This window comes from candidate division KSB1 bacterium (assembly GCA_034521575.1).
Lineage (GTDB): Bacteria > Zhuqueibacterota > Zhuqueibacteria > Residuimicrobiales > Krinioviventaceae > JAXHMJ01.
The window spans coordinates 92,597-106,910 of sequence record JAXHMJ010000004.1 but is presented as its reverse complement, the minus strand read 5'-3'; the positions used below and the strand labels follow the sequence as shown (position 1 = coordinate 106,910).

At 49.0% G+C, this 14,314-nt stretch carries 10 protein-coding genes and 1 pseudogene; 5 read left to right on the top strand and 6 right to left on the bottom strand.

The features are described from left to right. Positions 1–58 precede the first annotated feature (58 nt). Together U5R06_12620 and U5R06_12615 are read left to right on the top strand one after the other, a co-directional pair. Positions 59–2,767 carry a LamG-like jellyroll fold domain-containing protein gene (locus U5R06_12620; GenBank protein MDZ7723611.1) on the top strand — a complete coding sequence of 903 codons (2,709 nt, stop codon included), beginning with the start codon at positions 59–61 and terminating at the stop codon, positions 2,765–2,767. Between the two features lie 9 nt (positions 2,768–2,776). After that, the gene (locus U5R06_12615) at positions 2,777–4,201 is read left to right on the top strand and encodes a sulfatase (protein MDZ7723610.1); all 1,425 of its coding nucleotides are present in this window, start codon (positions 2,777–2,779) and stop codon (positions 4,199–4,201) included. A gap of 520 nt (positions 4,202–4,721) precedes the next feature. Here the strand turns inward: U5R06_12615 and U5R06_12610 are convergent. From U5R06_12610 to U5R06_12585, 6 genes are all read right to left on the bottom strand, one after another. Further along, positions 4,722–5,354 (bottom strand): XdhC family protein, encoded by a 633-nt coding sequence (locus tag U5R06_12610; GenBank protein ID MDZ7723609.1) that lies wholly within the window; start codon positions 5,352–5,354, stop codon positions 4,722–4,724. A 96-nt stretch (positions 5,355–5,450) separates the two neighbouring features. After that, the gene (locus U5R06_12605; GenBank protein ID MDZ7723608.1) at positions 5,451–5,690 is read right to left on the bottom strand and encodes an XdhC family protein; all 240 of its coding nucleotides are present in this window, start codon (positions 5,688–5,690) and stop codon (positions 5,451–5,453) included. After that, the gene (locus U5R06_12600; protein MDZ7723607.1) at positions 5,683–8,469 is read right to left on the bottom strand and encodes a molybdopterin cofactor-binding domain-containing protein; all 2,787 of its coding nucleotides are present in this window, start codon (positions 8,467–8,469) and stop codon (positions 5,683–5,685) included. The genes U5R06_12605 and U5R06_12600 overlap by 8 nt, the downstream gene beginning before the upstream one ends. Then, positions 8,466–9,860 carry an FAD binding domain-containing protein gene (locus U5R06_12595; protein MDZ7723606.1) on the bottom strand — a complete coding sequence of 465 codons (1,395 nt, stop codon included), beginning with the start codon at positions 9,858–9,860 and terminating at the stop codon, positions 8,466–8,468. Before U5R06_12595 ends, U5R06_12600 begins: the two co-directional genes overlap by 4 nt. A gap of 12 nt (positions 9,861–9,872) precedes the next feature. After that, positions 9,873–10,517, bottom strand: coding sequence for a hypothetical protein (locus tag U5R06_12590; GenBank protein MDZ7723605.1), 645 nt, complete (start codon positions 10,515–10,517; stop codon positions 9,873–9,875). A gap of 62 nt (positions 10,518–10,579) precedes the next feature. Beyond that, entirely contained in the window at positions 10,580–10,927 is a 348-nt protein-coding gene (locus tag U5R06_12585; protein MDZ7723604.1) for a hypothetical protein, read from the bottom strand. A gap of 247 nt (positions 10,928–11,174) precedes the next feature. Between U5R06_12585 and U5R06_12580 the strand changes: the two are divergent. The 3 genes and pseudogenes from U5R06_12580 (at position 11,175) to U5R06_12570 (ending at position 14,205) form a co-directional block, all read left to right on the top strand. Beyond that, positions 11,175–11,882, top strand: a pseudogene (locus U5R06_12580) (tyrosine-type recombinase/integrase). A gap of 340 nt (positions 11,883–12,222) precedes the next feature. Further along, complete coding sequence (locus U5R06_12575; GenBank protein MDZ7723603.1) at positions 12,223–12,540, top strand: hypothetical protein; 318 nt, start codon at positions 12,223–12,225, stop codon at positions 12,538–12,540. A gap of 930 nt (positions 12,541–13,470) precedes the next feature. Next, positions 13,471–14,205 (top strand): DUF3667 domain-containing protein, encoded by a 735-nt coding sequence (locus tag U5R06_12570; protein ID MDZ7723602.1) that lies wholly within the window; start codon positions 13,471–13,473, stop codon positions 14,203–14,205. Positions 14,206–14,314 lie beyond the last annotated feature (109 nt).

Genomic DNA, 14,314 nt, shown 5'->3' with positions numbered 1-14,314 from the left:
ACTGCTTACTGCATTCTACTTACTGTTTACGACCTACTGTAACAAAAAGGGAGTAACCATGTACAAATTAATCGTTTATTTGTTGATCCTGCTCATCTCTTCTCTTACCGCTGCAGACCTGAACATCATTGATTTTGGAGCCAAATCCGGTCAATATACGGACAATACGCGTGCCGTACAGTCCGCTATTGACGTCTGTCATGAACAGGGCGGCGGAACGGTGATCTTTCCATCCGGCCTGTTCCGCACCGGTTCTATTGAGTTGAAAAGTCATGTCAGTGTTTTTTTGAGCAATGGAACGGTCTGGAAAGGCATTCCTGATCCTGATTTGTATCCGGAACTCGACCATGGCGCAATCACGCGGATGAGCCAGACTACGCAAAAGGCTATGATTTATTCAATCGATGCAGAACATATTCATATCCACGGAAACGGAATGATCTATCCAGGAGGCGATGACAATGTCTTCCAGGATCAAATTACTGACAGCAAAATGCGTCCTTACGGCTTGTTTTTTATACGCTGCAGGGATGTGAGTATATCCGGCATCCACATGCAGAATTCGGCGTTTTGGATGCAGCGTTATCTGGAATGTGACCGGGTGCGGTTATCCGGCTTGACGATATACAATCACAGTAATCTGAACAATGACGGCCTGGATATCGACGGTTGCCATGATGTGCGTATATCGGATTGCCACATTGATGCCAGTGACGATGCTCTGTGCCTGAAAGCCGAAGGCCACCGCGGTGTGCGCGATGTGGTGATCAGTAACTGTATTCTGAGTTCGCACGCCACAGCGTTCAAGCTCGGCACCGGTTCTGTGGGCGGATTCCAGCGCATTACTCTGGATAACTGCATTATCCGTCCCTCAAAAGCGGCCAAAATGCATCATGTTTTGGAGAGTTGGCGCGGTCTGGCCGGAATCGAATTGTTAAGTGTGGACGGCGGCGATTTGCAGGATGTGCATATCAGCAATGTGCTGATTGACAGTGTCGAAACGCCGATCCACATCAAGCTGGGCAACCGGCATGACCGAGTGCCCCTAAGCGCTCCGGCGCCGGACCCGGGTTTAATCTCTGATATTTCCCTGCAGCACATCCGCATTCGCGATGCAGGGCTTATCAGCAGCGCCATCACCGGCTATCCTGAGCATCCGGTTAGACGAATCCAGTTTCATGATATTACCATTCAATCCGAGGGTGGGGGAGCCGGGGATGATACGCTGCTAAACGTGCCCGAGGTTTCATCCAGCTATCCCATGAATCGCATATACGGTGTAAACCTCCCGGCGTTCGGCTTTTATTTTCGGCATGTAAAGGATATTCAATTTTCTGATATCCATTTCAGTCTCTTGTCCGATGATGAGCGGCCGGCTGTGGTTTTGGATGATGTGCATTCCGCTGATTTTACCGGCATCCACTCATCCCGACTGGATGCTCCGCCGGTGCTGCGTGTTCATAATTCTACTGATATCACTGTAAGCGCCGATTCGTTGTGGTCCTTGATGGATTTGATCCGGGTCAGCGGTGACAGATCGACGCAGTTTCGCTTTCCGGGACATGATTTTAATTTTGATGAGCTGTTGATACCGCCTGAGAACCTCAAGGCGGAACCGGTACCCGGCAATCCTCCGGGTATTCAGATCACCTGGACCCCTCCGGCTGTCCGGGACGCGGGATTGTTCCGTACCCTGATAAAACGCGACGGCGAACCGCTTGCCCATAGTCGGGATTCTTCCTGGTTCGATGCCTCGGCGGATCAGGCCAGACTCTACGTATACAGCATTGCCACGGTCGGTCCTGGCGGCGGGATTTCCAAAACCAGACAGGCACGGATCACCGGTCTCGGTGACACAACCCCGCCGGCTGTGCAGGATATTCGACTGGTGGACCCGCAGCACGTGATGCTCGAGTTTTCCGAGCCGGTCGATACGCTATCCTTTACCGATCAAGGTACAAGTATCCAGCCGGATATAGAAATTAAATCGATCCAATTTCAGGAAGGCGGTCGTACGGCATTGATCGGCATGGGGACGATTGAACCGCAAACTGATTATACTTTGCATGTCAACCGCCTGTCGGATCGTTCGCCGGACGGAAATACGGTTCAGGATTTAAAGCTGACATTCCGGGATCAGCCGGTCACCGGGTACTGGTCATTCGATACCATTCGTGATGGCGCCATTGTTTCTGAGAAATGTACATGCCGGGTTTACCATGCACGCCAGGTGCAGGGAATAAAACAATCCGCCTTGTATTTTAACGGTGAAAACGCCTATGTGGAATGTCCCTGCCCGGACACTTTTAATCTCAGCGGTGATATGGCCGTCTCCGTATGGGTCAAGTTGGAGGATCCCGATCTGTCGAGTTTTACCCGGGTGTTGAGCAAAAAGCCGAGATGGGATGACAGTACCGGATACGAACTGGAGATCAATCCGCATATTGACAAGATAAATTTCTGCGGCGGCAGCCGCAATGAGCGGGAACAGGGTGAAATTCGTTACAATCTGGATTCGAACTGGCATCATTTGCTGGCGGAAAAACGCGGCTCTGCGATTTCTTTTTATATTGATAATCAATGGTTTGCCACGGACAGTTTTGCTGTGGATGCGGCGCCCAATTCGGTTCCGCTGATTATCGGTTCGAATCCCTCACTGTATGCCTTTTTCAAGGGCGCCCTTGATGAACTGATCCTTTTCAATCGTGCCCTGTCCCCGGCAGAGCGCGACAAGCTGTATCAACGTGAATACTGGTTCAAACCATGAGGTGAATTAATGGATCGACGCATGTTCCTGAAATCTATCATGACTGCTGTGCCCGCCGTAGCTCTGCCGCTTCAAGCGACGCCGCGCAGGCCGAATATTATCATGATCCTGGTGGATGATCTGGGCTGGACGGATCTCGGCTGTTTCGGCAGTGATTTGTATAAAACCCCGAATATTGACCGCATGGCGCGCGACGGTGTGCGCTTTTCCGATGCGTATGCCGCATGCACGGTGTGTTCACCCACGCGCGCCTCATTGATGACCGGCAAGTATCCGGCGCGTCTGCATATCACCGACTGGATCGCCGGGCACTCTTTTCAGAATGCCAAACTGCTGCCGCCGGACTGGACCCTGCAGCTGCCGCTTGAGGAAACCACGATCGCCGAGGCGCTCAAAAATGAGGGATACAGCACCGTTCACATCGGTAAATGGCATCTGGGAAATGAACCGTACTATCCGGAGCATCAGGGCTTTGATATCAACAAGGGAGGATATCACAAGGGGCAGCCGCCGTCCTATTTTTCGCCGTATCAGCATAAAAACAGCCCGGAAACGCATATTCCATCCCTTGAGCCGGGTCCTGCAGGCGAATATTTAACCGACCGGGAGGCGGAAGAGGCTTGCGGGTTTATTGAAAAGCATCGGGATGAACCGTTTTATATTAATCTGGCGCATTATGCCGTGCACATCCCTCTGCAGGCCAAACCGGACAGGGTTGATGCGTATGAGAAAAAGATTGAAACGGGTATGAAACACCGCAATCCGGTTTATGCAGCCATGGTGGAAAGTGTGGATCAGAGTCTGGGACAGATCCGGGATAAACTGGATGAACTGGGACTGCTGGACAATACGGTTATTCTGTTCACCGGCGATAACGGCGGTCTGACCTATCGGCGCTGGCTGCACGGTTCTGTAACGGACAATTCGCCGTTGCGCGCCGGCAAGGGATCGGCTTACGAAGGCGGTGTGCGCGTGCCGACGTTTATCTGGCGGATGAATATGGCCGCTAAAGGCGCGGTCTGTCCGGAACCGGTGATTAGCCCCGATTTCTACCCCACCCTGTTGAGTCTGGCGCGCGGTCAGGAAAGCGTCCATTTACCGGAGGAGATTGATGGGACGAGTCTGGTGCCTCTGCTCCGGCGCCCTGATCAGCAGCTGGAACGTAAAGCTGTCTACTGGCACTATCCGCATTACCATCCCGGCGGCGCAACGCCGCACAGCGCCATCCGGGCGCGCGATTACAAACTGATCAAATTTTACGAGACCGGTCAAACAGAGCTCTATCACATTGCCGAGGATATCGGCGAAACCACGGACCTGTCCGGACAAATGCCGGAGAAAACGCGTGAACTGCATGCAATGCTGAACACCTGGCTCAAAACAGTGGACGCGCAGATGCCGCGTGTGAATCCGGCGTATCATACCAGCGGATAGCCGGGGTGAACACACGGATGCCCGGTTTAAGGCTGACGAAACCCCAATGCAGCGCTCCACGCCCGTTTCGGGAAGCGAACTGTCGATTCTTTGCAAAATTGCCGGTGAGGTCTGTTTTAATGGCTCAGGCTGGTTCAGTGATACAACATATTCACTGTTATCTTTTATCTGATGAGTGAATGAGGTTTGCAGCTGTGCGCTGACCAACTCTAGCCGTAATTCTGAATTTCGGTGAAAGATTGATCCCTTACCAGGGTTATGATTAACAGAAAATCCCGGATACATAACCTGTTTTTTCATGATATCCTCCCTGATGTAAAGTGAGCTGCCGAGAGCACAATCAGAAGGAAAAGTGCATTTCTATAACATCGGTTCAATCGGCGGGAGCATAGCTGACTCTTCTTCAGCGCAGCACAATCGGATGCAGGCGGCAGAGAAATGACTGTTAATCACAAAGGATAGAAAATTGTTTAAAAAAATCAGAATTAGGTTTTATTGATTGGCGATGTCTTTCAGATGTTCAATGATTGTTTCCGTAAAGCCTTCCATTGCGCACCGCAATAATTTCCGCGGCAATGCTGACCGCGATTTCCTCCGGAGTGTTGCTGCCGATATTCAATCCGATCGGCGCATGAACGTTATCAAGCGCGGATTGAGGGATGCCGTTTGAGCGCAAATGTTCGAAAATCGTCCTGATTTTGTGCGGACTGCCCATCATGCCCAGATAGCACATATCCAGATTGACGAGTTGACTCAATACGGTTTCGTCATATTGGTGGCCATAGGTCATGATGCAGACAAAACTGCGGCTGCCCTTTGGAATGTGCGGCCGGATATTGTCATAGTCAACCTTGTGACAGGCATATGCAAAACGGTTGCTTTGCATGGTTCTTAGGCGGGTGCGGTTGTCCAGCACAATCACGCGCATCCCCAGTCCTGCGAGCAGGGGAGACAGCGCCAGCGACACATGTCCGCCGCCGATCAGGGTGGCAATATCCGGGATGCCAATGGGTTCATCATAGCGCCATGTTTTTTCATCAAAAACTGCGGATTGGAGAGTGTTGTCGGCGTTTCGCACAGCCAGTCCGTCCGCCGTTACGCTCATAACAACCGGATGTTCATCGGCGCGTGCCAAGACTTGAAGGGTATCCATATCATTCGGCGTGAGTTTGATCAGGACAAAGGTCTGTGATCCGGAACAGTAGCATACCGGACTCTGTTTTGCTTTTAGAGTCCGTGCGCTGCAGCGTCACGAGTTGGGGCCGGATGCTTGGTTTAAAGATATCAAGTGACGCGCGGTCTCAGCGAGCCGAACCTCGGAGGCGCCGCCGCCCACGGTTCCGTGGTGCCGACCGTCGGCTGTGACCATCATGCGCGCGCCGGCACGGTTGGGCCCGTGTCCGGTGGACTGCACCATGATAATCAGACAGGCCGGTGTACCTTTTTTTAGAATGTCCGTCAATTGTGTCCAGAATTCAGTATCAAGCATGAAACCATACCCTCGAGAGTGCATAATATAAAGCCAGCAAGGCAGAAAATGTTGCGCTGCCGGTAAAGCGCCAGCGCAGCGGCAGCAGACCCTGTATGACCGCGTTACCGATGATGGCGATGGGAATGTTGACCAGCCAGGAGAGCAGGGCAGTACGGAAAATGCTCCATGACAATGCCGACCAGCCGCTGCTGAACAGGGTGATGAAGAACAAATGCCGGGCAATCCATAAGGGATTAAAATACAGCAGGGCCAGTGCGGTGCGCAGGGCGATTTTTCTGTATCCATGCGACAGCGCCGCCGTGCGCCGGTCGATCCAGCGAAACCAGGCCGGGATCTCGAGCGCGTAAACCGTAGCGCCCACAGCCATCATGCCGATGAGCCGCGTCCAGGCAAATTCATTCAGCATGAGCGAGGCTGCGGTATCCCCGGCCGCATAAATAAGCAGTCCGGACAGATGATCGCGCAGGTTTAACCGGATATGCATATCAGGCGCCAGACCGGTTTGCAGAATTTCGATCCCCTGCATTCTGGCAGGCTGATCCAGAATGCGTTCATGCGTCAGAGGGGCGCGTAAAATGTCATGCGGCAGGCGGCGCACATTGCGCATGGCGTCGCGGATGGCGAGCCAGGCGCCGATCCCGTACATGAACGGCGGTTCGCCGATGGCCTTGGTCTGCATAACCGCACCCGGATCGTCGCTGTTTTCCGGGAACACAACCTCCAGGTCCGGCGGGGCGAAATAGATATCAGGCACCTTGTAAGTGGACATGGAATCGGATAATAATTGTCCTTTTTCGTTATATACCAGTTCTTCCAGTGTCATCCAGCCGATGGCCTGTACGATCCCGCCTTCGGCCTGTCCGCGGTCCACCAGCAGATCCAGACTGCGTCCGGCATCGTGAATAACGCGCACGGATTCAATGGACGCCGTGCCGCGCAAGGCATCCAGCCGCGCTTCCACGACCGCGGTTCCTGAAACATGATAGGCGAACGGATGTCCTTTTTCGCTTTTTTTGTCGTAATAAATATCCGGGGTGGCATAGAATGCGTGCGCGGACAGATCGATTCTACGCCGATAGGCGCACTCGACCAGATCGCTCCATCCCAGATGCGTCTGTTCATGATTCATCCACACGGATTCGCGGTTCAGAGTAAGATGATCCGCATTACTGCGCAGCAATGAGGCGGCCAGTGTGATTAGCCTGTCCGACAGCATACGGCAGGCAGAGAGCGCTGCCGCGCCGTTCAGGTCCGTGGCTGTGCTGGCGGCGGTGGGGGACATGTTGGCCACCCGCGCCGTGCTGGTGCTTTCGATTCGGATCTTTGTCTCTGAAATGCCGAGGCTTCGTGCGACAATATGACGCAGTTTGGTGAGCACGCCCTGGCCCATTTCCACGGCGGCTGTACTGACGCTCACACTGCCGTCCTGGTAAATGTGCACCAGGGCTCCGGCCTGATTCAGCATGGTGTTGGTGAACGAGATGCCGAACGTCACCGGCATCAGCGCCAGACCGTATTTGATGTGGCGGGACGCATTGTTCTTTGTGTCGATCTCCCGGAGGCGGGCGTCCACATTGAACTGCGACAGCGCTTTGTTGTAGCTGCGCCGCACCGTATCGGTCTGCATACGCATCCCGTACGGCAGCTCGTCGTTTTTGCGCAAAAGATTCGTCTGCTGCAGAGTCCGGGGCGGCCAGTCTAATTGTTCCGCTGCAGCGGCAATGGCCGCTTCCATGACAAACATGGCCTGGGGCGCGCCGAATCCCCGAAACGCAGTGAACGGCGGCAGATGGGTGCGGCAGCAGAGTCCCGTTACCCGCACATTGGGGATGTAATAACTGCCGGTGGCGTGAAACAGGGTGCGTTCCATCACTGCGGTAGATAAATCTGCGGCCGCGCCGGAATTTTGATAATACGTCGCTTCAAAGGCGATGAAACATCCATCCGCGTCCAGACCCAGTTTGTAATCCGTAGAGTACGGATGCCGTTTGCCGGTCAGACGCATATCCTCCCCGCGGCGCAGCGTCAGCTTGACCGGTTTTTGCAGGTTTAGCGCCGCAAGCGCTGTCATCACCGCCCAGGGTGTGGCCTGATCCTCCTTGCCGCCGAATGCGCCGCCGAGGCGCTGCACTTCCACTTGAATGTCATGCATCTGCAGTCCGAGTACCTGCGCCGTGACCCGCTGTACCGCGGAAGGCGACTGGGTTCCGGCAAAGATGCGCAGGCGTCCCCGCGATTCCGGGATGCACAGAGAAGCCTGGGTTTCCAGATACAGATGCTCCTGTCCGCCCGATTCAACTTGGCCGGACACGCTGGCCGCGCAGCGGGCCCAGGCCGAGTCCACGTCACCGAGGGACAGAGTGCGCGCCGGTGCGATCAGATCGCCGCGCGCCGCCGATTGCCGCGGATCAAAGACCGCGGGCCGTTCTTTGATGTTGGTTTGGATCAATGCGGCTGCTTTGCGGGCAGTCATTGGGTCTTTCGCGACCACCAGCGCCAGCGGCTGGCCGATATAGTGCACGGTATCCGTAGCCAGCAGCGGTTCGTCCCTGATGATCGTGCCGATCTGGTTGTCACCGGGAATATCCGCGGCTGTGTAGACGGCGCTCACCCCGGGCACGGCCAGGGCAGGAGTACAATCCAGGTTCCGGATAATACCGTGTGCGCAGGGCGATGCATACACCGCGGCGTGCAGGGCGCCGGAGGGTTCCGGCAGATCATCGATAAACGGGGACTCGCCGCGCACATGCGCGCGGCTATCCGGTGAACCGTTCATAGCAGATCCTCCGTGTTCAGGTCCGGGAAACAAGTGATGAAATGTGCCCCGATCAGGCGTCCCAAAAGCCGTCGCTTATAGTCTGCGCTGCCGCGTACATCAGAGATCGGATCGATTTCATCCGCTGCACCTGCCAGTACGGCCTGCAGCGTGCCGCGTGATAGCGGCTGTCCTTTGAGTAGAGCGGAACTTTTTTTCAGAAACAGCGGCACCGGCGCCACACCGCCTGCCGAGAGTCGAGCCTGCGCGATGATGCCGTCATTGATCGTGATCAGCAAGGCGCTGTTGACACCGGCAATATCCAGATGCCGGCGGCGTGAGACTTTTTCGAAATTAAATCGGGATTCCGGGGCGGGAAGCGGCAGGCGAATGCAGGTGATGAGTTCGCCGGGCTTTAGGTCTATGGATTTGTAGGCTCTGAAAAACTGATTCAGCTTTAAGCTGCGGCTGCTGTTATCACCCTGGATCACCAACTCGGCATTCAGCGCCAGCAGCATAATCGACAAATCGCCAATGGGAGACGCATTAATTAGGTTGCCGGCAAGCGTGGCGCGGCCGCGGATCTGCGTGGAGGATATAAGGGTCAAGGCGTTCTGCCATCCTTCGATTCGGTTCAGAACTTTGCTGGTTTTCAGCGCCTCTGTTGTCACGGCGGCGCCGATTTCGATATGATCGTCCTGCAAGCGGATGCCCTGCAGATCGGGACGCCGGGTCAGGAATTCGAGATCTTTATCTGTTAACACATCCGGTTGTTGTACAAATAAATCCGTACCACCGGCCACCCGCACGGCACCGGGATTCACAGATGCCTGAGGATCAATGGCGTCCAGGCGTTTTTCGATGGTGAAAAAATAATCCGGGAGATATCCGGCCCGTACCAGCTGTTGGACGCGCTCGCCGCTGTCGGCATCGATGTATAGCTGCTCGGTCAGTTGTTTACAGACGCGTTGGAGGGATGTATAGCCGGTGCAGCGGCAGATATTGCCGGCCATGCAGGCGACCGCGTCTTTATAGGACAAATCTGGACTGTTGAGCAGAAAACCGGTGAGCGCGATCACAATGCCGGGCGTACAGAATCCGCACTGAGTGGCGCCCTGATCCACAATGGCTTGTTGAACAGGCGATAATTCGCTGGTGTTCAGTCCCTCGATCGTGACCACATGTCTGGCGTGCACATCCCCGACCGGCAGCAGACAGGACACCGCAGTCTTGTAGCGCACGCCGTCCCGTGTGCGTTCCCCCACCAGTACGGTACAGGCGCCGCAGTCGCCTTCGCGGCAGCCTTCTTTGACGCCTGTGAGTCCGAGATTGCGGCGCAACACATCCAGGAGCGCGGTGCCGGGCGGGATATCCGGTTCAACCAGAGTTTGATTGACGATGAATAAAGTCATATTTTTGTTCCCTTAACCGGCAACCCAAATCACCAGCGCGCAGCACAGCCAGCATCCGGCAGTCAGACCCCATATCGTCAGACGCTTCAGGTTGTTCCGCTGCTGTGCATTCAAGAGTGCGTGTCCCGCTGCATATCCCAACGGCGCGCTTACAGCGGACAGTACAGCCCAGGGCAGACTCTCGCGCATAAAGAACATGAACGGTGTCATCTGTGTCAGGTACGGACAGGGATCCATATGCAGCCCGGCGGCATAAAACAGGGTGCCGGATAAGAGGATGGCCGTCGCCGCGGTGAATCCGAGATAGGCAAATGAGGGATGTTTATGAGCTTGAAGCATGTAAAGCGCACCGGCAAAACACAATCCCGTGACAATCACTGCGAGGGAGCCGTTGGTGAGGCTGATCTGCGCACCCGCTGCCAATGTCAGGACAATGCGTCCGGATACAGCAGTCAGCATTGCCAGGATCAGGGTGGGGATGCGCCTGGTATATGCAAACGCCGCAAACAAAATAAAAGTAGCAATTCCTGTGAGTATTGTACTGCGCAACGGCAGCGCTGTTGCCCGCAGTGCGGCGCCCAGCACGACCTCGGAAAACGCCCACAATGAACCGCCCAGGATTCCGGCCCAGAGTGTGTTTCGGGAGTGACGAGTCAATATTCACCTCTGTAGATCAATGGATTCAAGTTTGTTTATTGTAAAGAAAATTTGCCTCTTTGTCAATGGGTATTTTCCTGACTGTGAAAACTTTCGGCGCCAGGGATGATACCGTGATACCCGCTCCGGCTGTCCATAGCCCGGCTGCTGTCGCTGTCAAAGTGATACACAGCTACGGCATCTGACCAACGGGGATGAGATTCTGATACCGGCATATGATTTAATAGATTCAAAACAGTACGGTTTGCAGTACGTACTGTGATTCTGCATGCTGTGAAGCCGCTCGGCTCTGTAATCGGGTTGTTTAACAAGTTTTGCGCTGATATGTAGTGGACGTTTTGATTGTCATGGCATAGTCGGCGTCCAGGTTGCGCGCCATACGACAGACCGGCGTTTTTATTTTTCTTCATTTTCCCTTGCCTGTTTCGAAAAAAATTTGTAAATAACATTGATCAAAAGGGTGGTTTTATCAGGTATTCAAGGTTGTATTTTCTGTTTATGATAACAATTGCGATGCGAAGCAATCTGTTTAGCACTCGGGAGGATAAAAAAATCTAAAAGAAATTATTTTTATTGCTTTTATAGATAATTTTGAATAGTTTCTTTTGAATGATAATAAGAAACTGTATACACACTGGTTATGTGTGGTAGAACAAAATGAACAGTACTTTAGAAGAATATAAAAGCCGGTTGATTCAGAAAAGATACAGTCAAAATAGCATCAATATTTATTGCAAATATTTTTTGGATTTTTACAAGCACTTTAGCGGCGTCTGCTTGGAAAAATTAAGCAAAGAACAAATAAATGCCTATATTCTACATCTGATTCAATCTGAAGACATCTCAACGAGCCAACAAAACCAAAGAATTAATGCTATTAAATTCTACTATGAAAAAATTCTTGGCAGAGAAAAGCAATACTATGAATTACACAGACCCAAGAAAGAACATAGATTACCAAAAGTTTTAAGCAAAAATGAGATAAAAAGAATTTTTGACTCGTGCACAAACATGAAGCATAAATGTATTCTCATGTTGATATATTCAGCAGGATTGAGGAGAAGTGAATTAATAGAATTGAAAACTTCTGACATTGATTCTGAAAGAATGATTATAACTATTCGAGGCGCAAAAGGAAAGAAGGATAGAATAACATTACTTTCAAAAAATGCCTTAGCGATGTTATGAGATTACTATAAAGAGTATAGGCCTCGGGATTACCTATTTGAAGGGCAAACAGGTGGAAAATACTCGACAACAAGCGTGGCAAATATACTGAAAAATTCGGCACGCAAGGCTGGTATGTCAAAAAACGTAACGCCCCACATGCTCAGACATAGTTTTGCGACACACTTGAACAAATAAATATTAAATTGGATCTATGATATCAAAATCCACTTTATTTTTGATTTTTGCTCTAGTCGCGATGTTGTTTCTTATATACTCGTTACTAAACATGAAAAGACTTGAAATCCATATTTTTCATCCAAGGATTATAGTTGAATTATTATTGCTTATTATTTTTTTAATCTTTGGAATAATCTTTCGTGTTTAATATGTGCACTCAGTCTTCGGCATGAACGCCAAATTGAAAATAAATACAATTGTTCTTATACACCTCAATAAGCGGTATAAAAGCAATAATTATACACTAACGTTAGCATGCATTTTAGGAGACTTACAACTAAACTAAGCAAACTACGATATGAATGATTTTTTAATCGCCATAATAATCGGATTGATAGCAGGAATGATTGACATTATTCCGATGATAATAATGAAACTTGAGAAATCAGCAAGTATTTCTGCTTTTGTTCATTATTTTGCACTTGGATTAATTATTCCATTTGTGGACTGGGGAATAGAACCTTGGATAAAAGGAATTGTCATTGCTTTATTGACTGCTATTCCGATAATGATAATTGTATTCCCCAAAGACAAAAAAGCAATAATTCCAATGATTATTTTTTCATTGATACTTGGTGCAGGTATTGGCATCGCCGGAGCAAAATTTATTGGATAAATGAGTGAATTGATTAAAGAAATAAAAAACGGTCGGATTCTTAAAAACAACGGTAGTTGGATGTATTGCAATAAATGCAATAAGACTGTTGGATATTTATGTTATTCGACTTATCAGGATTTTCAATATGATTTTGTTTGCAAATGTGGAAATAAAGGTTCTTTTAGATTGCAATATAAAACTGACAAAGAACCAACAAAATCAATAGAGGATTTAAAGCTGATTAAAAATAGACTTTGTTGTACAAACGATAATTCACCTTTATTTACAATCGTTGATAAGAACATTGAAACGGTTCAATATGCAATTACATGTAAAAACTGTTTAACACAATATGACAACTTCTCTTAAATATCAAGGACTTATTGCTCCATGTGGAATGAATTGTGGACTTTGTATTGGCCATTTGCGAGAAAAAAGACCATGTGGAGGATGCTTTAAAATTGATGATGAGAATAAGCCGAATGTTTGTCGAAGTTGTAAAATTGTAAACTGTAGTTTATTAGCAGAAACTGAATCCGGATTTTGCTACGATTGCGAGAAATATCCATGTACCAGATTAATAAACCTTGATAAAAGATACAGGACTAATTACGATATGAGCATGATTGAAAACCTTGCAAATATTAAAGTTAAAGGACTTGATAGCTTCTTAAAAAATGAGGAGAAAAAATGGAAATGTAAAGTTTGTGGTTCTGGATTAAGTGTACACAGAGATATTTGTCTAAATTGTAAAACTAAGATTAATAAAAACGCATGCTAACACGCGGTCATAAAACATTGGGGGCGAAGTGGTTATTCGAGCCTCGGTTCTCGCATCAAAGTTTGTTGTACCTTGATAGTGAAGTAGCTCCGAAACCCCCAACGATTTCATACCGCAAACCGTTGGCGGTAATATTGAAAACTCACGAGATAAAGAATTAACATATTATGATTTGCAAAAACTGTGGACAAAAATTTGATGGAAATTATTGTAATAATTGTGGGCAAAATTCAAATGTTGAGAAAATTGATTTTAAATATCTACTAATTGAAATTCCAAATAGTATTTTTCAACTAAATAGCGGATTTTTATTTACTGTGAAAGAGTTATTTACAAGACCAGGTCACAGTATAAGACAATTTTTAAAAGGAAAAAGGAAACAGCATTTTAAACCATTGGCATTTGTATTTCTTGCATCTACATTATATGTGATATCGACCTATTTGCTGGGGAAAAACACTTTTTTGAGTGAAATAATATCAGGAATTACAGATGGTTTGAATAATGATAATTCGACTGAATTATCAACCACAAATTTTTTGAAATGGTTGGCAAATAATCACGAATATGCCACATTGATATTTTTACCTTTTTTTTCCCTTGCATCTTATTTAGCCTTCATAAAATCTAAATACAACTATTTTGAACACTTAGTATTGAATTTTTATGTTACTGGTCAACAAATGATAATTCATCTAATTTTTAGTTTTGTACTTTTAAAGGATAATTATTTACAGGGAATTCCAGTTATTATTGGAGTATTATTTACTTTTTGGACTTTTTATCAATTTTTCGATACTAAAAAATTCTATACTAAGATATTTCTGACATTTATTGCATATATTTATTTCATAATACAAATAATAATATTTATAGTTGGAATAGTGTTGATTGGCAAATAAATACTACCGCCAACAGCAAAATATAATTAATTGCGGTTTCGGTGCGGATAATCAAGGTTTGTAGCCCGCATTAATCTCGGTGCTTTTCGACAGGAAAGCACCACGCATT